The organism is Thalassococcus profundi (assembly GCF_003344785.1).
Classification (GTDB): Bacteria; Pseudomonadota; Alphaproteobacteria; order Rhodobacterales; family Rhodobacteraceae; genus Puniceibacterium; species Puniceibacterium profundi.
In genome coordinates, this window is the sequence record NZ_QPMK01000004.1 from 105,455 (window position 1) to 128,166 (window position 22,712).

Sequence of the window (22,712 nt, forward strand, 5' to 3'; positions counted from 1 at the left end):
CATTTGGATATCGTGACACTGATCCCGCAGTTCGGCGGGCTGATCTGGACCCTGCTGGCCTTTGTCGTGGCGCTTTCGGTGATCGTCGCCGTGCACGAATACGGCCATTACATCGTGGGCCGGTGGTCGGGTATCGATGCGGACGTGTTCTCGCTCGGCTTCGGGCCGGTGCTTTTCTCGCGCGTCGACCGGCGCGGGACGAAATGGCAGTTCGCGCTGCTGCCCTTTGGCGGTTACGTCAAGTTCAAGGGCGACGACAATGCCTCGGGCGGCAAGGACGAGGCGGCGATGGCGGGCCTCAGCGAAGCGGAACGGCGCCGCACCATGAACGGCGCGCCGCTCTGGGCGCGCGCGGCAACCGTGGCGGCGGGGCCGGTCTTCAATTTCATCATGTCGATCCTGATCTTCTCGGGCATCTTCCTCGCCCGCGGCGTCGTGTCGGAACCGCTGACCGTGGGCGAGTTGCGCCCGCTGCCCAGCGTGCAGGAACTGGAGCCCGGCGACGTCATCGCGCAGATAGAGGGCCGGGCGCCGCCCGCCTTCGACGACGGCGTGTCCTTCGATTCCTTCCTGCTGAATCTGCCCGAACAGCCGGTGCTCGACTACACGGTGCAGCGCAACGGGGCAGAGCAGGTGGTCGAGGGGCCCTATGTCTACCCGCCGCTGGCCAGCCAGATCATTCCGCTGTCCGCCGCGGATGACGCCGGCATGCGCGCCGGCGACGTGATCCAGAGCATCGACGGCGATCCGATCTTTGCCTTCGACCAGCTCAAGCAGAAGGTCGAGTCCTCCGAAGGCGCGCCTCTGGCGCTGGAGGTCTGGCGCGATGGCGAGGTGCTGAACCTGACGCTGGAGCCGCGCCGCACCGACGAGCCGCAGCCCGACAATTCCTTCCGCGCCGTCTACCGCATCGGCATCGCCGCGGGCATGTTCTTCGAGCCGGCCACCGAAACGCCCGGCGTCTTCGAGGCCCTGGGCGGCGCCGTGTCGCAGACCGGCCGCATCATCGAGGGCTCGATCTCGGGCCTGTGGCACATGGTGACCGGTGCGATCAGCACCTGCAACCTGTCCGGCCCCATCGGCATTGCCGAAACCTCTGGCGCGATGGCGAGCCAGGGCACCAGCAATTTCATCTGGTTCATCGCGGTCCTGAGCACCGCCGTGGGCCTGCTGAACCTCTTTCCGGTGCCGGTGCTCGACGGCGGCCACCTGTGCTTTTTCGCCTACGAGGCGGTGTCGGGCCGTCCGCCCAGCGACCGCGCGCTCAAGGTGCTGATGTCGATCGGGCTGACGCTGGTGCTGGGCCTGATGGTCTTTGCCTTGTCCAACGACATCTTCTGCCCCTGATCGCACCGCGCCGGGGCAGGGCGGCCAGCCCCGGCCCCGGCAAAATGCCACAATTAAGCCATAATTCGCCGTAATTTCGCCGGATTGCTCCGCTAGCGACAGAAGAATTCATGCTAGCCAAGGGCACCTGACATGCAGACGCTGACGAGCGGATATCGGAGCCTGAGCCTTCTGGTCAATCTGAACTGGGACCGGCTTCTCTATATCTGCACCATCATCTTTGCGCTGTTCTTCGGCGCCTTTCTCGGCTCGCTCTGGGTCGGCTGAACACAGCCTGAAAAAACCAGCAGGCCAAGGGCCGCGAGGCTTTTGACATCATCCTGCAATCCCGCTACTCACGTCCCACAACGGGTTGTATGGATGGGTAGGCTGCATGACCGACACGACAGGTAAACGCGCGCCGCGCGGGGCAAAGCATCTGGCCACGGTCATGTCCGTCGCGCTGGTGCTTGGCACAACGGCACTTCCGCAGGGCGCCGCTGCGCAGAACTACCAGTTCAACAGCGTCACCATCGAAGGCAACCAGCGGATCGAACCGGGTGCCATCCTGACCTACGCCGGCATCGGGCGCGGGCAAACGGTCTCGGCGGCCGAACTCAACGACGCCTACCAGCGTATCCTGGGGTCCGGGCTTTTCGAAACGGTCGAGATCGTGCCGCAGGGCAGCCAGCTGGTGATCCGGGTCAAGGAATACCCGACGATCAACGCGATCAACTTCGAAGGCAACCGCCGCATCAACGACGAAGACCTGCAGGCCATCGTGCAGGCGCAGCCGCGCCGGGTCTACAGCCCCAGCCAGGCCGAGGCCGATGCGTCGAACATCGCCGAAGCCTATCTGCAGCAGGGCCGGGTGTCGGCGCGGGTGCAGCCCAAGATCATCCGCCGCAGCGACAACCGCGTCGACCTCGTTTACGAGATCTTCGAAGGCGCCGTGACCGAGGTCGAGCGCATCGGCTTTGTCGGCAACCAGCAGTACAACGATCGGCGCCTGCGCCGCGTGCTGGAAACCAAGCAGGCGGGCCTTTTCCGCGCGATCATCGGCAGTGACACCTTTGTCGAGGACCGAATCCAGTTCGACCGGCAGCTTTTGCAGGATTTCTACGCCTCGCGCGGATATGTCGATTTCCGCATCACCGGCGTCAATGCCGAGCTGGCCGAGGAACGCGACGGCTATTTCGTGACCTTCAACGTCGAGGAAGGCCAGCAATTCCGGGTCGGCAATGTCACCGTGACGTCGGACCTGCCCGAGGTCGATGCCGCGCTCTTTCAGTCCGAGGTGAACCTGCGCAGTGGCCGGGTCTATTCGCCCAGCCTGGTCGAGAATCAGATTGCCCGCCTCGAACGGCTGGCGATCCGCGAAGGTCTGAGTTTTGTCCGGGTCGAACCGCGGGTGAACCGCAACGACCGCGACCTGACGCTGGACGTGGAATTCCAGCTGACCCGCGGGCCGCGCATCTTCATCGAACGCATCGACATCGAGGGCAACACCACGACGCTCGACCGGGTGATCCGCCGCCAGTTCCGGGTGGTCGAGGGCGACCCCTTCAACCCGCGCGAAATCCGCGAAAGCGCCGAGCGCATCCGCGCGCTCGGATACTTTGCCAATGCCGAGGTCGAGGCGCGCGAAGGCTCGACCCCGCAGCAGGTCATCGTCGACGTGGATGTCGAGGAACAGCCGACCGGCTCGCTGAGCTTCGGCGGCTCGTTTTCAACCAACGACGGTTTCGGCCTTGCCATCGAATTCCGCGAGAACAACTTCCTGGGCCGCGGCCAGCAGCTGACGCTGGGCTTCAATACCGGCGTCGACAACCGCCGCTATACGTTCAACTTTGTCGAGCCGGGCCTGCTGGGCCGCGACCTGGCGCTGGGGTTCAACCTCAACTACTTCGAAAGCCAGCGCGACACCGCGCAATACGAGCTTGTGACCGGCACCTTCAGCCCCTCGCTGACTTTCCCGGTTTCGGAAAACGGGCGGTTCTCGGTGCGCTACACGGCGAATTACACCGACATCACCGACGTACGCAGCGATGCGGGCCAGATCGTCACCGCCGAAGCGGACGAAGGCGCGATCTGGGACAGCTCCATCGGCTATACCTACAGCTACGACACCCGCCGCACCGGGCTCGATCCGACCGCCGGTGTGCTGCTGGAATTCGGTCAGGACTTTGCCGGCCTCGGCGGTGATGCCTCCTTCATCAAGACCCGGGTGCGGGCCATCGCGCAAAAGCTGGTCTTCAGCGAAGAGGTGACGCTGCGCGCGACCTTCGAGGGCGGGGCGCTCAACTACAACGAAGGCAGCAGCCGGGTGACCGACCGCTTCTTCATGGGCTCTTCGGTGATGCGCGGCTTTGAATACGCCGGGATCGGCCCGCGAGAGGTGGACGAGGCCAACGATATCGACGACGGCCTTGGCGGCAACTTCTTCGCCGTGGCCCGGTTCGAAGCCGAGTTTCCGCTGGGCCTGCCCGAGGAATACGGCATCAGCGCCGGTGTCTTCTACGATGTCGGCACGCTCTGGGGCCTCGACAAGACCAATGCCAACGTCCTTTACGAGGATGCCAGCCTGCGCCACGTCATCGGCGTGTCGCTGTTCTGGGACACGGCCATCGGTCCGCTGCGGTTCAACTTCACCGATGCGCTCGTCAAGGAAGAGTTCGACCGCGAACAGCAGTTCGAGCTGACCGTCTCGACGCGCTTCTGATGCCAGTCCGGGCGCGCGCGACCTGCGCCGCCCTTGCGGCGGCGCTCTTGTTGGCGCTGCCGGCGCCCGGCCTACGCGCGCAGGAGGCCGAGACCCGCGCGCCGGAACCGTTCGCCGCGGGACGGGTGCAAAGCCCGATCCTGACCATCGAGAGCGACCGGCTGTTCGCCGAAAGCGCCTTTGGCCGCCGCATCGCCCGCGAGATCGAGGCCGAACGCACCGCCATCACCGAGGAAAACGACCGCATCACCGAAGAGCTGACCGCCGAAGAGCAGCGGCTCACCGACCTGCGCGGCACGATTCCCGCGGACGAATTCCAGGCGCTTGCAGATGCCTTCGACACCAAGGTGCAGAACCTGCGCAACGAGCAGGAAGAGAAAGCTCGCGCCATCGGCACCCGCGGAGAAGAGGCCCGGCGCCGGTTCCTGAACGCCGCCCAGCCGGTGATCGGAGAGATCATGCGCGAAACCGGTGCGGCTCTGATTGTCGAGCGGCGCATCGTCTTCATCAGCGCCGACGTGATCGACATCACCGATTCCGCGATCCAGCGGATCGACGCCAGCCTGGGCGAAGGCTCTGCGGACCAGCCCTGACGCGCTTGCTCCGGCGGCGCCAGATTGTTAGCAAGATGCAGCACTTGCAAAGGACTGCCCATGACCGACACGCTTCAAAGCGCGGATATCCAGATGATCCAGCGCATCCTGCCGCATCGTTACCCGTTCCTTCTGGTGGACCGGGTCGAGCAGATCGACGGCACCGCCAGCGCCATGGGCCTCAAGAACGTCACCATGAACGAGCCGCATTTCCAGGGCCATTTCCCCGGCACCCCGATCATGCCGGGCGTCACCATTGTCGAGGCGATGGCGCAGACCGCCGCAGTGATGGTGGGCGTGGCGCTCGACCTCGCGGACAAGCAGATGCTGATCTATTTCATGTCCATCGACGGCTGCAAGTTCCGCCGCAAGGTGGTGCCGGGCGACCAGCTGAAGATGCAACTGACCACCCTGCGCGGCAAGGCCGGGGCCAAGGTCTGGAAGTTCAAGGGCGTGGCCACGGTCGAGGGCGAGATGGCCGCAGAGGCCGAATTCACGGCGATGATGGACCTGCCGAAGTGAGCATGGATATTCACCCAAGCGCCGTTGTCGAGGACGGTGCCCGGATCGGCGAGGGCTGCACGATCGGCCCGTTCTGCCACATCGGGCCCGAGGTCGTGCTGGGCGCGAACGTGACGCTGAAATCCCACGTAGTGGTGACCGGCGACACGGTGATCGGCGACGACACGATGATTTTTCCCTTCGCCGTCATCGGCGAGGTGCCGCAGGACCTCAAGTTCAAGGGTGAAAAGACCCGACTCGAGATCGGACGCCGCAACCGCATCCGCGAACACGTCACCATGAATGCCGGCACCGAGGGCGGCGGCGGCGTGACGCGCGTGGGCGACGACGGGCTTTTCATGGCGGGCTGCCACGTGGCGCACGACGCGCAGGTCGGCAACCGGGTGATCCTGGTGAACAACTCGGCGCTCGCGGGGCATTGCGTGATCGAGGACGACGTGATCGTCGGCGGCCTTTCCGGCGTGCACCAATGGGTGCGGATCGGCCGCGGCGCGATCATCGGTGCGGTCACGATGGTGACCAACGACGTGATCCCCTATGGCCTCGTGCAGGCGCCGCGCGGCGTGCTCGACGGGCTGAACCTTGTCGGGCTGAAACGCAAGGGCGTCAGCCGCGCCGACATCACCGCGCTGCGCGCCGCCTTTCAGATGCTGGCGCAGGGCGAAGGCGCCTTTGCCGACCGCGCCCGGCGGCTGGGCGACGAGACGCAGAGCGACTACGTGCGCGAAATCGTCGATTTCATCCTCGGCGAGTCGGACCGCCATTTCCTGACACCGGGGTGAGAATGCGATGCTGGCCCTGATCTGCGGCGAGGGCGACCTGCCGGGCGCCGTGGCCCGGGCGCAAGACAGCCCGCCCCTGGTCTGCGTGCTGTCGGGGTTCGCGCCCCGGGGGCTCGACGCCGACCTGACCTTCCGGATCGAGACTCTGGGCAGCCTGCTTGAAGACCTGCGCCACCGCGGCGTCACGCGCATCTGCCTTTGCGGCCGGATCAGGCGGCCCGAGGTCGAACTGGCGCGCATCGACGCCGCCACGCTGCCGCTGGTGGCGCGCCTGCATGCGGCGCTGCAAGAGGGCGACGATGGCGCGCTGCGCGCGGTAATGGCGATTTTCGAAGAGGCAGGCTTTGCCATCGTGGCCGCGCACGAGGCCGCGCCGGGGCTGCTGCCGGAGTCCGGCGTGCCGACCGAATTGACACAGCTGGACAGCGCCGAGGCCGACGCCCGCGCCGGTGAGGCGGCGCTGAAAGAGATGGGCGCGGCCGACCTGGGTCAGGCCTGTGTCGTGCGCGACGGCCGGGTGGTGGCGCGCGAAGATGCGCGCGGCACCGATGCGATGCTGCGCGACGTCGCGCAGGGCGCAGGGCCGGGCGGCGGCGAGGATGCCACCGACCCGGCGAGCTGGATGATGGACCGCGCGGGCGATCTTCTGGGGGCTGCGGCGGACTGGCTGTCGGGGCCTGCGGCGGGCCGCAGCGGTCTGCTCTACAAGGCGCCGAAGCCGGGCCAGGACCGCCGCGCCGATCTGCCGACAATCGGCCCCGCGACCGCGCGCGCTGCTGCACGGGCGGGGCTCACCGGTATCGTGATCGAAGCCGGCGGCGTCATCGTGCTCGACCTGCCGCGGCTGGTGGGCGAATGCGACCGCGCGGGACTTTTTCTCTGGGTTAGGGAGCCGCGGGCCTGATGCGGGTCTTCGTCACCGCAGGCGAGGCGTCGGGCGACAAGCTGGGCGCGGCGCTGATGCAGGGGCTGCGCGCGTTGCGCCCCAACGTGACCTTTGAAGGCATCGGCGGGCCGCGGATGATCGAGGAGGGGCTGCAGAGCCTGTTTCCCATGGACGAGATCTCGATCATGGGCATCTCGGAAATCCTGTCGCAGTATTTCGCGCTCAAGGCCCGCATTCGCGAAACCGCCGAAGCGGTGATAGCGGCGAAACCCGATGTGCTGGTGACCATCGACCTGCCGGAGTTTTCGCTGCGCGTGGCCAGGCTGGTGAAGGAAAAGAGCGACATCCGCGTGGTGCATTACGTGGCGCCTACGGTCTGGGCCTGGCGTCCGGGCCGCGCGGCAAAGATGGCGCGGCACGTGGATCAGGTGCTGGCGCTCTTCCCGTTCGAACCGCCCTACATGGAAGCCGCTGGCATGCGCTGCGATTTCGTCGGCCACCCGGTGGTTACCGATCCGCAGGCGACCGCGGCGGACGTGGCGCGGTTCCGGCTGACACAGGGCCTGGGCGAGGCGCCGATGCTGCTGGTGCTGCCGGGGTCCCGGCGGTCCGAGGTGACGCGGCTCGGGCCCGTCTTCGGCGAGGTGATCGCCCGGCTGCACGCGGCGCGGCCCGATCTGCGCTTCGTGCTGCCAGCCGCGGCACCGGTGGCGGGGTTGGTGCAGGCTCTGGTGGCGGACTGGCCGGGGCGGCCCATCGTGCTCGACCCGCGCGATCTGGGGGCCGAAGCGGCGCTGGTCAAGCGCAGCGCCTTCGCGGCCGCCGATGTGGCGCTGGCGGCATCGGGCACGGTGTCGCTGGAGCTTGCGGCGGTCGGCACGCCGATGGTCGTCGCCTATGACATGAACTGGATCAGCCGTCAGGTCATCGGGCGTATGCTGCGCATCGACACGGTGACTTTGGTGAACCTGGTGTCGGACACCCGTGTCGTGCCCGAATTCATCGGTCCCAAGTGCCGGCCCGGCCCGATTACCGACGCGGTGCTGGCGACGCTCGACGCACCGCAGGCGCAGTCCCGCGCCATGGCGCTGACGATGGACCGGCTGGGGCTGGACGGACCGGCGCCGGGGACGCGCGCGGCGCAGGCAGTGCTGGACGGCCTCGCCGACGCGCCGCGCCCATGAAAAAGCCCGGGTGCGGCACCCGGGCTTTTCCTACTGCCTGATCTTCGGCGCTTATTGTTCGAGCGCGGTGATCTGGTCGTAGGCCGCGGTGAAGCCCGCCAGCGACATGTTCACCGTCACGCGCTGATCGGGCGCCTGGAACGGCGTGATCGTGACGCGGGCCACCTGGCCGCGGCGGAAGGCGTTCACCTCTGCTTCGGTAAAGCCGACGCGCGCGTAGCAGCCGATCTGGACGCAGAACGACAGGTCGTACCGCTTGGCCTGAGCGCTGTCGACCTGGATGGTCAGCTTTTCGGTCAGCAGCGTGCCCAGCGGTACGATAAAGGTCGCGCCTGCGGCCACCTGGCCGGCGCCTTCGACCTTGAAGATGCTGACTTCGGCCACGCTGTTGCCGTTGCCGTCCTGCAGCAACTGGTACATCTGGCAGGGCTCTTCGCCTTGCTCCACCCGCAGGCACTGTACGTCCCAGTCGCCTTCGGTGGATTTGACGTAGGTATCGTCCTCGTCCGCATTGCCGACCGGCTGGCCCGTATCGAGCCCCGGTGCCGTCGCGGTGGCGGGCGCGTCGGCGGCGGGCGCTTCGGCGGCCGGAGCGTCGGTTGCCGGGGCTTCGGCTGCTGGAGCTTCTGCCGCCGGAGCTTCCGCGGCGGGGTCGGTGTCCTGCGCCTGAACGGCACCCGACATCATCAGTGCCACGAGGGCGGTCGCAAGGGTAAGGTGTTTGGTCATCTAGAAACTCCCGGACTTTCCTGTCTTGGTTCTGATCGCGGGGTAGCACGGGTGCGGGGCACTGTCAGGCGCAAAAACGCGTGGAACCGGTGTCGCGTGGTCCAGTTCAGCGGAAACCCGCACGGGATCAGTGGCAAGATCGGAGGGGTAAGCCCCTGATAAAAATAGAAAAGGAGCCATTGCGGCTCCTTTTCCCTGTCTCTCCCTGCCGGACTGGCCGACTATGTTATGTGCAGACGCTACGAAACTTCCCCCGCCCGGTCAACAGTCTTGTTGAATCGGCCTAAGCGTCTCATTCCAGACAAAAAAGCCGCGCCCGAAGGCGCGGCAGTCTGACAGGGAGGAAGTCAGTCCGGCCGCCAAAGAGGACATGTGGCGCCGGACATAATTCATACTGGCAGCAAGTGGTTAAGTTAGTATGTTCAGCCCCGCACGATAACTTTTGCAAAAAGGCGGCGGTGGATGAGTGACGGGATATTCGTGGGCGGCGGCGGCCCGGACTACGGAGAAAAGCAATGGCTCAGCCTGAAATACGCCAACCGCCACGGGCTGATCGCCGGGGCTACCGGCACCGGCAAGACCGTGACCCTGCAGATCCTCGCCGAAGGTTTTTCCGCCCAAGGCGTCCCGGTCTTCCTGTCCGACGTCAAGGGCGACCTCTCGGGCCTCGCCGCCAGCGGGACCGAGACGCACAAGCTGCACGAAGCGTTCATGGAGCGTGCGGCCAAGATCGGCTTTGAAGACTATGGCTACACCGCGTTCCCGGTGACCTTCTGGGACCTTTTCGGCCGGCAGGGCCACCCGGTGCGCACCACCGTGGCCGAGATGGGGCCGCTGTTGATCTCGCGCCTGCTGGAATTGTCGGAAGCGCAGGAAGGTATCCTCAATATCGCTTTCCGCCTTGCCGACGAGGAGGGCCTGCCGCTGCTCGATCTCAAGGACCTGCAGGCGCTGCTGGTCTGGGTCGGAGAGAACCGCGACACGCTGTCCCTGCGCTACGGCAACATCGCGGTGCAGTCGGTGGGTGCGATCCAGCGCCGCCTGCTGGTGCTGGAAAACCAGGGCGCTGCGGATTTCTTCGGCGAACCGGCGCTGGACCTCGCGGATCTCATGCGCACGGCGCCGGACGGGCGCGGGCAGATCAACATCCTCGCTGCCGACACACTGATGGCCTCGCCGCGGCTTTACGCGACCTTCCTGCTCTGGCTGCTGTCCGAGCTTTTCGAGGAACTGCCCGAGGTGGGTGACCCAGAAAAGCCCAAGCTCGTGTTCTTCTTCGACGAGGCGCATTTGCTGTTCGATGACGCCCCCAAGGCGCTGGTGGACAAGGTCGAGCAGGTCGCGCGGCTGATCCGGTCCAAGGGTGTCGGCGTCTATTTCATCACCCAGAACCCTGACGACGTGCCCGAGGACATCCTGGGCCAACTCGGCAACCGCGTGCAGCATGCGCTGCGCGCCTTCACCGCGCGCGACAAGAAGGCGCTGCGCATGGCGGCAGAGACCTACCGCGAGAACCCCGACTTCGACACCGAACAGGCGATCCGCGAAGTCGGCGTGGGCGAGGCGGTGACCTCGATGCTGGAAAAGAAGGGTGTGCCGGGCGTGGTGCAGCGCACGCTGGTCCGCCCGCCGTCGTCGCAGCTGGGCCCGATTTCGGCGCAGGAACGCGGCGGCGTGCTCTATGGGTCGGACCTGCGGGGCAAGTACGACGCGCCGGTCGACCGCGCCTCGGCCTACGAGATGCTGAAGGAGCGCGCCGACAAGGCCGCCGCCGAGGCCGCGGCCCTTGAGCAGCGCGAGGACGAGATGCAGGCGGCAGAGCGCGAATACACCGCCGGCCGGCGCTATTCCGGCACGCGCGTCGGGCGGTCGACCACCCAGCCGGCGCGCAAGACCTGGAGCACGCGCCACCGCGACACCGACAGTTTCGGCGAGGCGATGGCAAAGGTCGTGGTCAAGGAACTCAAAGGCACCACCGGCCGGCGCATCGTGCGCGGCATTCTCGGCGGGCTCTTCAAGGGGCGCTGAGGCGCATTGGCGTCTTCGTGTGATGACGCAACGTGTCGGCTCAAGTTGTTGTGATGTAAGCGAAAAGCGCCGCCTGGAATGGGCGGCGCTTCCTTATGCGGTCTCGGAGATCCCGACCCTAAGCTCAGGTGCCGCGGATCAGCGCCGGGTCTCCTGCCAATTGCCCATCAGCAGGTCGCGCACCTTCTGGGCGGTGGCTTCCGCGGTGATCCCGAACTTTTCGTAAAGCGTCTCTGCCGGGGCAGATGAGCCGAAGCCGTGCATGCCGACGAAGCCCGACTTCTCGCGCTTGCCGCGCTCGCCGAAAAGCCAGCGGTCCCAGCCCAGCCGCACGCCCGCCTCGACCGCGACCCGCACCGGCCCGCCGGGCAGCACGCGCTTGCGATAGGCCTCGTCCTGCTCTTCGAAAAGCTCCCAGCAGGGCATGGAGACGACACGGGTGCCGATGCCCTCGGCCTCGAGAATGTCGCGCGCGGCCATGGCGACCGACACTTCGGACCCGGTGGCCATCAGCAGCGCCTGGCGCTTGCCGGTGGCATCGGCAAGGACGTAGGCGCCCTGCGCGGTCAGGTTCTTGGTCTTGTGCTCGGTCCGCACGGTCGGCAGGTTCTGGCGGCTCAGCGCCAGCACCGACGGCGTGCCGTCCTGCGTCACGGCCAGTTCCCAGGCCTCGGCGGTCTCGACCGTGTCGGCGGGGCGGAAGACCAGCGTGTTGGGCGTCGCGCGGCAGATCGCCAGGTGTTCGACCGGCTGGTGGGTGGGGCCATCCTCGCCCAGGCCGATGCTGTCATGGGTCATGACAAAGACCGTCGGCACCTTCATCAGCGCCGCCAGCCGCATCGCCGGACGGGCATAGTCGGTGAAGCAGAAGAACGTGCCGCCGTAGGGCCGGATGCCGCCATGCAGCGCCATGCCGTTCATCGCTGCCGCCATGCCGTGTTCGCGGATGCCGTAGTAGATGTAGCGGCCCTTGCGGTTGGTCTCGTCGAAGGTGCCAAGGTCCTTGGTCAGGGTGTTGTTCGACCCCGTCAGGTCCGCCGACCCGCCGATTGTTTCGGGCAGGATCGGGTTCAGCACTTCCAGCACCATTTCCGAGCTCTTGCGTGTCGCCACCGACGGCGCGCTCTCGGAGACCTGCTTTTTCAGCGCCTTGATAGTCGCGCTCAGTTTCTTCGGCGCGGTGCCCGCCAGGGTCCGGGCGAATTCTGCCTGCTTGCCCGCCGACATGCCTTCGAGCCGCGCCTCCCAGGCGTCGCGCGCCTCGGCGCCGCGCTTGCCGATCGCTTCCCACTGCGCCTTGACGTCCTCGGGTACCTCGAACGGCCCGGTGGTCCAGCCATAGGCGGCCTTTGCCTCGGCCATCTGGTCGGCATCGGTCAGCGCGCCGTGACCCTTGGAGGTGTCCTGCGCCGCGTGGCCCAGGGCGATGTGGGTCTTGCAGGCGATCATCGACGGCTGCTTGGATTTCTTGGCCGCGGTGATTGCGGCGTCGATCTCTTCGGGGTTGTGGCCGTCGATCTCCTGCACGTGCCAGCCGGCGGCTTCGAACCGCTTGACCTGGTCGGTGCGGTCGGCAAGGTCGACCTTGCCGTCGATGGTGATGCTGTTGTTGTCCCAGAACACGACGAGTCGCGACAGCTGCTGGCGGCCGGCGAGGGTGATGGCCTCCTGGCTCACGCCCTCCATCAGGCAGCCGTCACCGGCGATCACGTAGGTATGGTGGTCCACCAGCTTGGCGCCGAAGCGCGCGCGCATGGCTTCCTCGGCGATGGCGAACCCCACGGACATGGAAATGCCCTGGCCCAGCGGGCCGGTGGTGGATTCGATGGCATCGGCCAGGAAGTTCTCCGGATGGCCCGCCGTGCGTGCGCCCCATTGGCGGAAGTTCTTGATCTCGTCGAGCGTGATCTGCGCGTCGCCCGTTAGGTAAAGCAGCGAATAGATCAGCATCGACCCGTGGCCGGCGGACAGGATGAACCGGTCGCGGTCCGGCCAATGCGGGGCCGAGGCGTCGAATTTAAGGTGCTTTTCATAGAGGACCGTCGCCACGTCGGCCATACCCATCGGCATGCCGGAATGCCCGGATTTCGCGGCGGCGACGGCATCGAGCGTCAGGGCGCGGATCGCGGCGGCGCGCATCCAGTGGTCGGGGTTGGCGGAGCGGAGGGCGTCGATATCCACGGGGCGGCATCCTTTTTTGAAACTCGGGCGGCCCTCGCCTCTTACCAGCCCGGCGGCGAAGATCAAGCGCGGCCCATAAGGCCTTGACGGATAAGGGGGCGCATTTTCCGATGCAGGTTGATAAACTCTGCTTTAACGGAGCGGCGGCGATTCGGAGACCGGCCGCGCATAGGCTCCGATGGCAGTGCAAAGGGCAAACCCATGACCCAGATAGACGAATTGCAGCGGCGGATCACCCAGGCGCTTGACCGCATCGCCAAGGGTGTCGAAGCCGTCGAGTCCCGCGCGGTCGATCCCGCTGCGGCGACCGCCCCGGACGGCGCCGATGCAGAGGAACTCGTCGCCCTGCGCGAGGCGCTCGAAGACGAACGGCTCGCCAATGCCCAGCTCGAGGAACGGGTGAGGGCGATTCGCGAGAAGCAGGAGACCGAGGTCGCCCAGCTGCGGGCCCAGGCCAGCGGATCGTCCGCGACGCTGGGCCGGCTCGACGGCGAATTGCAGCGCCTGCGCCGCGCCAACGAGATGCTCAGCGCCACCAACGTGGAACTGCGCAACGCGCTGGAACAGAACGTCGGAGAGCCGCACCTGATCAACAAGGCCATGCTGGCCGAACTCGAAGCCCTGCGCGCCGCACGCGCCGCCGACATGGCCGAAAACCAGCTGCTGCTCGACACGCTCGAACCGCTCCTGGCCGAGGCCGCCTCAGAGGAGAGCGCCTGATGCCCGAAGTCGAAATCACTATCGGCGGCCGCAGCTTCGAAGTGGCCTGCCAGGAGGGCGAGGAACAGTACCTGCAGGCAGCCGCCCGTATGCTCGACGCCGAAGCCTCGGTGCTGGTCGACCAGATCGGCCGGGTGCCCGAGGCGCGGATGCTGCTCATGGCCGGTCTGATGCTGGCCGACAAGACCGCCGGACTCGAGGATCGCCTGCGCGAAGCCGAGGACCGTGCCGCCGGCATGGAAGACCAGATCCGCGCCCTGCGCGACGCCCCGGCGCCCGAACCGCAGCGCGTCGAGGTGCCGGTTCTGCCCGAAGGCGTGACCGACAGCCTCGCCGAACTCGCCGCCCGCGCCGAAGCGCTGGCCGACGAGATCGAGGAAAAGGCGGCCAGTTGAGGGGCAGGGCGCCACGTCCGCAACATCGCTGCTTCATCTTGCCAATAAATCTCCGGGGAGCGCGAGGGGCTGGCCCCTCGCTCCAGCGCTCTCGATCATTGCAACCGCAAGAAAAAAGGGCGCAGCCGTCGCCACGCCCCTCATCACATCGTCTGACGAAAGCTCAGCCGTTGGCTTCGCGGATCTTGTCCGCAGCGTCCTTGTTGTAGGTCACGCCGTTCTGCTCGAAAAGCTGGTCAAGCTCGCCCGACAGGGTCATTTCGGTGATGATGTCGCAGCCGCCGACGAACTCGCCCTTGACGTAAAGCTGCGGAATGGTGGGCCAGTCGGAATAGTCCTTGATGCCCTGGCGGATATCGTCATCGGCCAGCACGTTCACATCGGCATAGTCGACGCCCATGTAGTTCAGTACGCCCGCCACGCGGCTGGAAAATCCGCATTGCGGCATCGACTTGGTGCCCTTCATGTAAAGCACCACGTCATTGGCTTTCACGGTTTCGTCGATCTTTGTCTTGGCGTCAGTCATCTGAGCTCTCCAGGCTGTCTTGGCGGCGCTGCTCCGCGCGGATCGCGGGCCTCAGCGCGCCGTAGGTGATGAGGCCGACCAGCGCCAGCGCGCCGAGGATCGGCCAGGTCTCGGAAAGAAAGGTCGCGAGTCCCGGGATCATGCCGGGTCCGGGACCTTCGTTGTCAGGGCCAGCGCGTGCAACTCGCCGCGCGCACCGTCCATCTTGCCCTTGAGCGCCGCATAGACCGCGCGCTGCTGCTGCACCCGGTTCTTGCCGCGGAAGGATTCGTCGATCACCTCGGCGGCGTAGTGGTTGCCGTCGCCCGCGAGGTCGGTGATCGTGATTTTCGCCTGCGGGAATTCCGCGCGGATCAAGTCTTCGATTTCCTGCGCCTCTATGGCCATGTCTGCGCTCCGCTTGCCTTCTCTGGCACAGATGTACGCGTGCCGGAGCGCAGGTTCAAGCCGCAGCGGACGCGATCAGGCGGCGAGGTCGACCCAGACCGGAACGTGATCCGAGGGCTTGTCGCCGCCGCGCACGGCGCGGTCGATCTGGCAGTCGGTCATCAGGTCGGCGCAGGCCGGCGTCAGCAGCAGGTGGTCGATGCGGATGCCGTTGTTCCGCTGCCAGGCGCCCGCCTGGTAGTCCCAGAACGAATAGTGCCCGCCGCCTTGGGTGCGGGCGCGGAAGGCATCGGTGAAGCCCAGGTTGACGATGCGGCGAAAGGCGGCGCGGGTGGTGGGCAGGAACAGCGCGTCGCGGTCCCAGGCCTTTGGCTTTGCGGCATCTTCGGTCTGCGGGATGACGTTGTAATCGCCGGCCATGACCGCCGGCATCTCGGCGTCCAGAAGGGCACGGGCGCGGGCCTCCAGCCGGTCCATCCAGTCGAGCTTGTAGCCGTATTTGCCGGAGCGCTCTGGCGTGCCGTCGCTGCCGAATGCGACCGGGTTGCCGTTGGGCAGGTAAAGCCCGCAGATCCGCACGGCCTGGCGGTCGCCCACAACTGTCGCCTCGATCCAGCGTGCCTGCTCGTCCGCGTCATCGCCGGGCAGGCCGCGGGTCACGTCCTCGAGCGGCAGCTTGGACAGGATCGCGACGCCGTTGAAGGATTTCTGCCCGTGGGTTTCGACGTTGTAGCCGCGGTCCTCGAAGATCTCGCGGGGGAAGGCGTCGTCGATCGACTTGATCTCCTGCAGCAGGACCACGTCCGGAGACGCCTCGTCGAGCCAGGCCGGCAAGGCCTCGGCGCGCGCCTTGATTCCGTTGATGTTGAAGGTCGCAATTTTCATTTCCGGCACTCCCGCTGGTTGTGCCATTCTATCGCCTATGGCACTGCGGGTGGCAAGCCGCCTGCGCGTTGCGTGGAATTGGCGCGACGCTTTCAATTCTTTCCGATGTGATTCGACTTTGGATTAGCTTCGGATTGTAAGCTATTGTTTGAAATCGAAAATTATTATTTTTCTGTGGATGGTTTCGGAAAGCTTATTCGGTCCAAAAAGCTAGCATGCGTTCGGTGCGTGGATAAGCTTTTGGATAACACGCATAGCAAGAATATTCCTTTGTCAAACAATTAGCCCGTGCAAGCGTTGAAGGGTAACCAACGACGGAGGACACCATGTCGGCACAACTCAAGCACACCATTTCCGAACATTTCGTTGACGCATCCGCCCCGGCGCGCGGTGCGGACATGCACGGCGGCGACGACTGCGCGCTCTTCACGTCCGGCTCCGCTCCGAGCGCGTCGGGCGACATGCTGATGGGCGATTGCGCCGATCTCTTCACCTCCGGTTCCGCGCCGGCGACTTCGGGCCTGGCGCTGTCGGGCGAGGCCGTGGGTCTTTTCACCTCGGGTTCGGCGCCCGTTGGCAGCGCCACGGCGACCGGCGACGCAGTCGAGGCCTTCACCTCCGGATCCGCCCCCGCAGGCACCTTTGCGGCGACCGGCGACGCAGTCGAGGCCTTCACCTCCGGATCCTCCCCCGCAGGCACCTTTGCGGCCACTGGCGACGCGGTCGAGGCGTTCACTTCCGGCTCCGCCCCCGCAGGCACCGTCGCCGCCACCGGCGATGCAGTCGAGGCGTTCACCTCCGGCTCCGCGCCCGCTGGCACGGTTGCCGCCACCGGCGACGCGGTCGAGGCCTTCACCTCCGGCTCCGCTCCGGTGACCGCAGAGGCCGCGGGCGAAGGCGAGGGCTGCGCGCTCTTCACCTCCGGTTCCTGAGCCGACCATCGATCCCGGAGGGGCGGATCGGCCCCTCTCTCAGCCAGAGGAGAGAGACCATGACCAATGTCATTCAGCTGACACCCCCCTCCCGGATCCAAACACCAGAGGCGCGCACCAGCGCGCTTCTGCACAGCTTTGCCGCCGAACGGCGCACCGGCGACGACGTGTTCTGGCTCAAGGAAAACGCCGAGATCCTGAACATTCTGGAATGCACCGGGGCGCGGCTTGACGACACCACGCTGGCCGCGCACAGCGGGTTTTACGCCACCGTCGAGAAGCGCTTGCGCTTTTTCCCGCAATACTACCGCTTCCTGCTGTCGATCACGCTCGATCTCGAAGCGCTCGGCATGCCGGGCGACAAGGGCGCGGAACTGGTCGACTGGGCGGCGTCGCAGGAGCTGGCCATGGCCGAGCTGTCGGACCTGCAGCGCATGGAGGCGCGGCGGCTGATGGCCCGCCGGGGTCGCGATCCGCTTCCGCAGGACGGCGGACTCGAGGATCGGATGCGCGCCTTCATCGGCCGCTCGCAAACATTTACCCTGCCAAACAAGAAAGCCGCCTACGAGCTGACCCACGCGGTGTTCTACCTCAGTGAATACGGACGCACCGATCCTGCACTGGAACCGGCGGCCATCACCAGCCTGAATTACGCTGGACTTTTGGCCTATCTCGATCAGAACGCCGACTTGCTGGCCGAGATCTGCATCGCCCTGCGCTATGCCAGGGAGACGCCGCCGCCGCTCTGGACCGACTGGCTGGACCGTGAAACGCACCTGTTCGAGCTGACCACGTCGCCGCAGGCGAGCGTGCAGGACGATTACCACGAATACCTTGTCTGCAACTGGCACCAGGCCCTTTCGGGCAGGCGCAGCTTTACCCAGCCGGTGGTGCCGGGGCGCGTCCGATTCGACCGCTCGCCGGTGCGGTCGGCGGCCCTGCGCGAGATGTCGGAATGCATGTTCCGGATGGACGGCGCACGCTCGGGCGACTGGCAGCAGATGCGTGGTCACATGCAGGCGCAGCTCTCGGCCGAGGCGATGGGGGTGGTCCGGATGGCCGAATCCTCCTGCGAGCATTTCGCCGACTTTTTCGAGGGCTTTGCACGCGCCGACGGCGCCGGACGGCCCGCATGACCATGCGGGCGGCATCGCTGGCCGGGGCCGGGCTGGTCGCACTCTACACGCTGACCATTTCCGCGGCTGACGGGATCACCAAGTTCATCGCCGGCGGCTATGCCGCGCCGCAGCTCTTCGCGCTGTCCTCGGCCATGGTGCTGATGCTGTCCTTTGCCGCCAGCCGCTCCGCGCGATCTGTGGGGGCAGGGGGTCTGCGCACCTGCGCCCCGCGCGCCATGGCCCTGCGCGCCGCCCTGACGGTGCTGGCCTGCATCGGCTTTTTCCAGGCCTTCCGGCTCTTGCCCTTCGCGGATGTGTTCCTCTTCATCGGTCTCATGCCGGTGATCGCCGGCCTGATGAGCGGGCCCACCTTGGGCGAGCCGCTGCGCGCCTCGGCCTACGGCGCGCTGGCGCTGGGTCTGGTGGGGATCTGGTGCCTGATGCCGGGGGGCATGTCCTCGGTTCAGGCGGGGCATGGCTGGGCGCTGATGGCCGCGGTGACCGGGACCGGCTCGATGCTTTGCGCGCGCTACATTGGCCGGTTCGAGCGCAACGCCCTGGCGCAGGTCTTCTACCCGAACCTCGCCATTCTCGTGGTCATGGGCACGGCGCTGCCCTTCGTCTGGCGTGCCATGCCCGCCGCTGACTTTGCCTGGGTCGCGGCCTACGCGGTCTGCCTTTTCGCGGCGCGCTGGTTGGTGACCGTGGCGCTGCGGCTGCTGCCGGCCTACGTCGCGACGCCGCTGATGAACCTGCAATTCGTCTGGATGGTGGTGATCGGATACGCGGCTTTCGGCGAGGTGCCGGGCGCGGGGACGGTCACAGGCGTGACGCTGGTCGTCGCCTCGGGGCTGTGGTTGGTGCTGGATGACGCGCTGCCCGCGCGGGCGCGGGGCCTGCGCGCCTGATCACATCGAGAAAGACGTGCCGCAGCCGCAGGACGACGTGGCGTTCGGGTTCTCGATCACGAAGCGGGCGCCGATCAGTTCCTCGGTGAAGTCGATCACCGCGTTGGACAGGAACGGCAGCGACACCGAATCCACCACCACCCGCTGCCCCTGGCCTTCGAGCACCAGGTCGTCCTCTTCCGGCGCATCCAGCTTGATTTCGTACTGGAAGCCCGAGCATCCGCCGCCTTCGACGGCGACGCGCAGCGCCTGGCCCTGGTCCGACGCGCCGATCTCGGCGAGGCGGGCAAAGGCGCGGTCGGTGACTTTCGGCGGCAGCTGCATGATATCCTCCGGACAGGTTTCTTATCGCTTCCGTTCATAATATACGAACGCGCGGGACAGGCGACAAGGACATGGCGACACGGACATCGCCAAAGAACGGGGACGACATGCAGGCCAGCTATGCAAGCGATCCGCGCCGAAGCCGCGGGCGCCGGGTGGCGGAAGAGGAAAGCGCCTTCCGCTCCTGCTTTCAGCGTGACCGCGACCGGATCATCCATTCCTCGGCCTTCCGGCGGCTCAAGCACAAGACCCAGGTCTTTGTCGAACACGAAGGTGATTTCTACCGCACACGGCTCACCCACACGATCGAGGTGGCGCAGGTGGCGCGGACGATTTGCGGCGCGCTGGGGCTGAACACCGACCTGACCGAGGCGGTGGCATTGGCGCACGACCTGGGCCACACGCCTTTCGGCCATACCGGTGAGGACGCGCTGCATGCATTGATGGACCCCTATGGCGGGTTCGATCACAATGCGCAGACGATCCGCATCGTCACCTCGCTCGAACGGCACTATGCCGCGTTCGACGGGTTGAACCTGACGTGGGAAACCCTTGAAGGCATTGCGAAACACAACGGTCCGGTGACCGGAGACCTGCCGCATGCCCTGGCCGAATACGCCGCGCTGCACGACCTCGAACTGCACACCCACGCGAGTGCGGAGGCGCAGGTGGCAGCGCTGGCCGACGACATCGCCTACAACAACCACGACCTGCACGACGGGCTGCGCGCGGGGCTATTCACCGAGGCGGAAATCATCGCGCTGCCCATCGTCGGCCCGGCGTATGCCGAGGTCGACGCAGCCTATCCCCGACTCGATCCCTACCGCCGCCGCCACGAGGCGCTGCGCCGGGTCTTCGGCGCCATGGTCGGCGACGTGATCGATTTTTCGCGGGCGTTGCTGGCGGCGTCGGGCTGTGCCTCCGCACAGGAGATTCGCGAACTGGGCCGCGACGCGATCTCTTTCTCGCCGCCGATGTGGCGCGACATTCGGGCGATCCGGGATTTTCTTTTCGGGCACATGTACCGCGCGCCGTCGGTGATGGACCAGCGCGTCAAGGTGACAAGGGTCGTCAACGACCTGTTCCCGCTGTACCTGTCCCGGCCCGACCTGCTGCCCAAACGCTGGCACGACGACATCGCGGCGGCGCAGGACGACGCGGCGCTGGCGCGGCTGGTGGCGGACTACATCGCCGGGATGACCGACCGGTTCGCCCTGCAACAGCACGCGCGCCTGCTTGGCGTCGACATCCTGCACGACGCCACCTGACAAGATCGGGGCCTCTTTCACGAAGGGCTGGCCGCGTCTTTCGCGCCCGTTCCCGCCGCCTGTCGGTGCCCTGTCCGGGTGCTCGAAGGCCCGCCTCGCGCGACCTTCTCGGTCAGCTGTGTCTCCTTCGGTTGCAACGTGCAGGCGCTGCGCTTCGGGGAACGCGGCCCGACCGGTGTCGCCGCGACAGTGCAGGCGAGCGCTCTGGACCTCGCGCCGGGAACTGGGTGTCGGCGCGCTGCGTTGCGTTGAGCGGTGGCGCTTGGATGCTGGTGCATCCGGTGTCGCGGGGACTTGCACCCTACCAATCGCACGGGACCGCCATATACTGAATGAAATTGAAGCGTTGCGGGACACATCGCACGCAGGAACAACCGTGCCGCCGGAGCGGCGCCGCGGCAACGGAGATAACATGGCCACATCGGACATCGCCGGGATCGACCCGGTTCTCGGGTTCGCGCTCGTTGGGGCCCTGGGGGTCGGCTCGCAATGGCTGGCCTGGCGGCTGCGGATGCCGGCCATCGTGCTGATGCTTGCGGCGGGCCTGATCGTTGGGCCGGGGCTTGGGCTGCTGAACCCGTCTCAGGATTTCGGCAACCTGATGTCGCCGCTCATCGCCATTGCCGTGGCGATCATTCTCTTCGAGGGCGGTCTGACGCTCAACTTCCACACCCTGCGCGATGCCGCAGTCGGCGTGCGGCGGCTGGTCTTCGTCGGCGCGCCACTGGGTTGGGCAGTATCGTCGGCGGCGTTGCATTACGTGGCGGGGCTGAGTTGGGAGACCTCGGCGGTGTTCGGCGGCATCATGATCGTCACCGGCCCCACGGTGATCGCGCCGCTCCTGCGCCAGGCGCGGCTGAAAAGCCGCCCCGCCAAGCTCTTGCAGTGGGAAGCCATCGTCAACGATCCGGTGGGCGCGCTGGCGGCTGTTCTGGCCTTCGAAGTGGTCATCGTTCTGCAGACGGCGACCGGAGCAGGCGCAGCGGTGCAGGATCTGGTCCTGGGCATCGTCGTCGCCTCCGTGCTGGGCATTGCCGCGGGCTGGGGGCTGGTCAAGGCCTTCACCCTGGGCATGGTGCCCGAATACATGAAGGTGCCGGTGCTCTTCGTGCTGCTGCTTCTGGTCTTTGCCCTGTCGGACGCGGTCCTGCACGAAAGCGGTCTTCTCGCCGTCACGCTCATGGGCATATACATCGCCAATTCCGACCTGCCGAGCTACACCGAGCTTCGGCGGTTCAAGGAACATGCCACGGTCATGCTGGTGTCGGGCGTGTTCATCCTGCTGGCGGCCAACATGGACCGCGACACGCTGCTGAGCATGGACTGGTCGACGCTGGCCTTCGTCTGCGTCGTGATCTTCGTCGCGCGCCCGGTGTCGGTTCTGGCGTCGCTGGCCTTCTCCGGCATCCCGTGGAAAGAGCGGCTGCTCGTGGCCTTCACCGGTCCGCGCGGTGTCGTGCTGGTGGCGGTCGCCGGGCTTTTCGGCGAACGGCTGGCCAGCATCGGGATCGAGGACGGCACGCAGGTCTCTACGCTGGCCTTCGCGCTGGTCGCGGCCAGCGTTCTGCTGCACGGCTTTACGTTGCAGCCCATGGCCCGTTGGCTGGGTCTGGTGGCGTCGGAGCGTCCGGGCGTGCTGATCGTCGGTGGGTCGCCCTGGTCGGTGGCGCTGGCCAAGGCCTTCGAGAAGATGGAGCTGCCGGTGGCCATCGCCGACCCGAACCATACCCATCTGCGCGGCGCGCGCGAGGCGGGGATCGAGACCTTCTTCGGCGACATCCTGTCCGAGGTAGCCGAGGACCGGCTCGACCTCGTGCGCTACGAAAAGATCATCGCCGCAACCGACAACGACGCCTACAACACGTTGGTGACCAGCGACCTTGCCCCGGAATTCGGCCGGGAAAACGTCTTTGAGGTGCGCCGCGCCAAGGAAAGCAGCACCCGCCACGCGCTGCCGGCATCCCTCGGCGGGCGGAAGTTCGGCCCCGACGACACCTATGACGAGGCCAACCGGCGCATTGCCGGCGGCTGCGAGTTCCGGGTGACGAAGCTGTCCGAGGAATTCACCATCGAGGATTGGCGCAAGACCAACCCCGACGCCGCCGTTCTGGCCGACATCGGCTCTGCCGGAGAACTGCGGCTGCTGGGGCCGGAGGACGAGCCGCGCGAAACCGTCGGCATGCGAATCCTCTCGGTGATGCCGGAGCGCAAGGAGCGCCACGAGGCGACCAAGGCCGAGAACGGCAGGGGCAACGGTCAAGGGAACGGAACGAAAAATGCCCCCTCCGACTGATCG

General features: G+C 66.5%; 23 protein-coding genes. 16 read left to right on the forward strand and 7 right to left on the reverse strand.

Going from position 1 to position 22,712, the window contains the following annotated elements; all coding sequences use genetic code 11:
• Window positions 1–3 precede the first annotated feature (3 nt).
• The 8 genes from rseP (at window position 4) to lpxB (ending at window position 8,015) form a co-directional block, all read left to right on the forward strand.
• A complete protein-coding gene (rseP, locus tag DU478_RS07560; RefSeq protein WP_114510347.1) occupies window positions 4–1,347 on the forward strand; it encodes an RIP metalloprotease RseP in 1,344 nt (447 codons plus the stop codon).
• A 132-nt stretch (window positions 1,348–1,479) separates the two neighbouring features.
• The gene (locus DU478_RS23555) at window positions 1,480–1,614 is read left to right on the forward strand and encodes a hypothetical protein (RefSeq protein WP_267897094.1); all 135 of its coding nucleotides are present in this window, start codon (window positions 1,480–1,482) and stop codon (window positions 1,612–1,614) included.
• A gap of 106 nt (window positions 1,615–1,720) precedes the next feature.
• Window positions 1,721–4,048: an outer membrane protein assembly factor BamA gene (gene bamA / locus DU478_RS07565; protein ID WP_233501151.1), complete on the forward strand. Its 2,328-nt coding sequence runs from the start codon at window positions 1,721–1,723 to the stop codon at window positions 4,046–4,048.
• Window positions 4,048–4,641, forward strand: a complete 594-nt coding sequence (locus DU478_RS07570; RefSeq protein WP_114510348.1) for an OmpH family outer membrane protein — start codon at window positions 4,048–4,050, stop codon at window positions 4,639–4,641. Before bamA ends, DU478_RS07570 begins: the two co-directional genes overlap by 1 nt.
• 60 nt (window positions 4,642–4,701) lie before the next feature.
• A complete protein-coding gene (gene fabZ / locus DU478_RS07575) occupies window positions 4,702–5,163 on the forward strand; it encodes a 3-hydroxyacyl-ACP dehydratase FabZ (RefSeq protein ID WP_114510349.1) in 462 nt (153 codons plus the stop codon).
• Between the two features lie 2 nt (window positions 5,164–5,165).
• Entirely contained in the window at window positions 5,166–5,945 is a 780-nt protein-coding gene (lpxA, locus tag DU478_RS07580; RefSeq protein ID WP_114510350.1) for an acyl-ACP--UDP-N-acetylglucosamine O-acyltransferase, read from the forward strand.
• Between the two features lie 7 nt (window positions 5,946–5,952).
• Window positions 5,953–6,849: an LpxI family protein gene (locus tag DU478_RS07585; RefSeq protein ID WP_114510351.1), complete on the forward strand. Its 897-nt coding sequence runs from the start codon at window positions 5,953–5,955 to the stop codon at window positions 6,847–6,849.
• Window positions 6,849–8,015 (forward strand): lipid-A-disaccharide synthase, encoded by a 1,167-nt coding sequence (lpxB, locus tag DU478_RS07590; RefSeq protein ID WP_114510352.1) that lies wholly within the window; start codon window positions 6,849–6,851, stop codon window positions 8,013–8,015. The genes DU478_RS07585 and lpxB overlap by 1 nt, the downstream gene beginning before the upstream one ends.
• Window positions 8,016–8,066: 51 nt before the next feature.
• On the opposite strand, the gene DU478_RS07595 is transcribed toward lpxB, so the two are convergent.
• On the reverse strand, window positions 8,067–8,744 hold the full coding sequence (locus tag DU478_RS07595; protein WP_114510353.1) for an invasion associated locus B family protein: 678 nt from the start codon (window positions 8,742–8,744) through the stop codon (window positions 8,067–8,069).
• Between the two features lie 462 nt (window positions 8,745–9,206).
• Here DU478_RS07595 and DU478_RS07600 point away from each other — a divergent pair, with 462 nt between their 5' ends.
• Window positions 9,207–10,772, forward strand: coding sequence for a helicase HerA-like domain-containing protein (locus tag DU478_RS07600; protein WP_114510354.1), 1,566 nt, complete (start codon window positions 9,207–9,209; stop codon window positions 10,770–10,772).
• 138 nt (window positions 10,773–10,910) lie between these two features.
• On the opposite strand, the gene tkt is transcribed toward DU478_RS07600, so the two are convergent.
• Window positions 10,911–12,953 (reverse strand): transketolase, encoded by a 2,043-nt coding sequence (gene tkt, locus DU478_RS07605; protein ID WP_114510355.1) that lies wholly within the window; start codon window positions 12,951–12,953, stop codon window positions 10,911–10,913.
• Between the two features lie 201 nt (window positions 12,954–13,154).
• Here tkt and DU478_RS07610 point away from each other — a divergent pair, with 201 nt between their 5' ends.
• Both DU478_RS07610 and DU478_RS07615 read left to right on the forward strand, forming a co-directional pair.
• The gene (locus DU478_RS07610; RefSeq protein ID WP_114510356.1) at window positions 13,155–13,673 is read left to right on the forward strand and encodes a hypothetical protein; all 519 of its coding nucleotides are present in this window, start codon (window positions 13,155–13,157) and stop codon (window positions 13,671–13,673) included.
• Window positions 13,673–14,068: a cell division protein ZapA gene (locus DU478_RS07615; RefSeq protein ID WP_114510357.1), complete on the forward strand. Its 396-nt coding sequence runs from the start codon at window positions 13,673–13,675 to the stop codon at window positions 14,066–14,068. Before DU478_RS07610 ends, DU478_RS07615 begins: the two co-directional genes overlap by 1 nt.
• A 163-nt stretch (window positions 14,069–14,231) precedes the next feature.
• Here the strand turns inward: DU478_RS07615 and grxD are convergent, their stop codons facing one another.
• The 4 genes from grxD to xth form a co-directional block, all read right to left on the reverse strand.
• The gene (grxD, locus tag DU478_RS07620) at window positions 14,232–14,594 is read right to left on the reverse strand and encodes a Grx4 family monothiol glutaredoxin (protein ID WP_114510358.1); all 363 of its coding nucleotides are present in this window, start codon (window positions 14,592–14,594) and stop codon (window positions 14,232–14,234) included.
• Window positions 14,587–14,736, reverse strand: a complete 150-nt coding sequence (locus tag DU478_RS22865; RefSeq protein ID WP_158545756.1) for a hypothetical protein — start codon at window positions 14,734–14,736, stop codon at window positions 14,587–14,589. The genes grxD and DU478_RS22865 overlap by 8 nt, the downstream gene beginning before the upstream one ends.
• Window positions 14,733–14,981: a BolA/IbaG family iron-sulfur metabolism protein gene (locus DU478_RS07625; protein ID WP_114510359.1), complete on the reverse strand. Its 249-nt coding sequence runs from the start codon at window positions 14,979–14,981 to the stop codon at window positions 14,733–14,735. The genes DU478_RS22865 and DU478_RS07625 overlap by 4 nt, the downstream gene beginning before the upstream one ends.
• 75 nt (window positions 14,982–15,056) lie before the next feature.
• Window positions 15,057–15,866 (reverse strand): exodeoxyribonuclease III, encoded by an 810-nt coding sequence (xth, locus tag DU478_RS07630; RefSeq protein ID WP_114510360.1) that lies wholly within the window; start codon window positions 15,864–15,866, stop codon window positions 15,057–15,059.
• 326 nt (window positions 15,867–16,192) lie between these two features.
• Between xth and DU478_RS07635 the strand changes: the two genes are divergently transcribed.
• From DU478_RS07635 to DU478_RS07645, 3 genes are read left to right on the forward strand one after another with little or no spacing between them, the layout of a single operon-like run.
• Window positions 16,193–16,798, forward strand: a complete 606-nt coding sequence (locus DU478_RS07635) for a DUF6749 family protein (RefSeq protein ID WP_114510361.1) — start codon at window positions 16,193–16,195, stop codon at window positions 16,796–16,798.
• 59 nt (window positions 16,799–16,857) lie between these two features.
• Window positions 16,858–17,934 carry a DUF6902 family protein gene (locus DU478_RS07640; protein ID WP_114510362.1) on the forward strand — a complete coding sequence of 359 codons (1,077 nt, stop codon included), beginning with the start codon at window positions 16,858–16,860 and terminating at the stop codon, window positions 17,932–17,934.
• Window positions 17,931–18,824 (forward strand): DMT family transporter, encoded by an 894-nt coding sequence (locus DU478_RS07645; protein WP_325048090.1) that lies wholly within the window; start codon window positions 17,931–17,933, stop codon window positions 18,822–18,824. The genes DU478_RS07640 and DU478_RS07645 overlap by 4 nt, the downstream gene beginning before the upstream one ends.
• Here the strand turns inward: DU478_RS07645 and DU478_RS07650 are convergent, their stop codons facing one another.
• Window positions 18,825–19,148 carry a HesB/IscA family protein gene (locus tag DU478_RS07650; protein WP_114510363.1) on the reverse strand — a complete coding sequence of 108 codons (324 nt, stop codon included), beginning with the start codon at window positions 19,146–19,148 and terminating at the stop codon, window positions 18,825–18,827.
• Between the two features lie 71 nt (window positions 19,149–19,219).
• On the opposite strand from DU478_RS07650, the gene DU478_RS07655 reads away from it, so the two are divergent.
• Both DU478_RS07655 and DU478_RS07660 read left to right on the forward strand, forming a co-directional pair.
• Complete coding sequence (locus DU478_RS07655; protein WP_407703151.1) at window positions 19,220–20,416, forward strand: deoxyguanosinetriphosphate triphosphohydrolase; 1,197 nt, start codon at window positions 19,220–19,222, stop codon at window positions 20,414–20,416.
• A 412-nt stretch (window positions 20,417–20,828) separates the two neighbouring features.
• Window positions 20,829–22,709, forward strand: coding sequence for a cation:proton antiporter (locus DU478_RS07660; protein WP_114510365.1), 1,881 nt, complete (start codon window positions 20,829–20,831; stop codon window positions 22,707–22,709).
• Window positions 22,710–22,712: the final 3 nt, after the last annotated feature.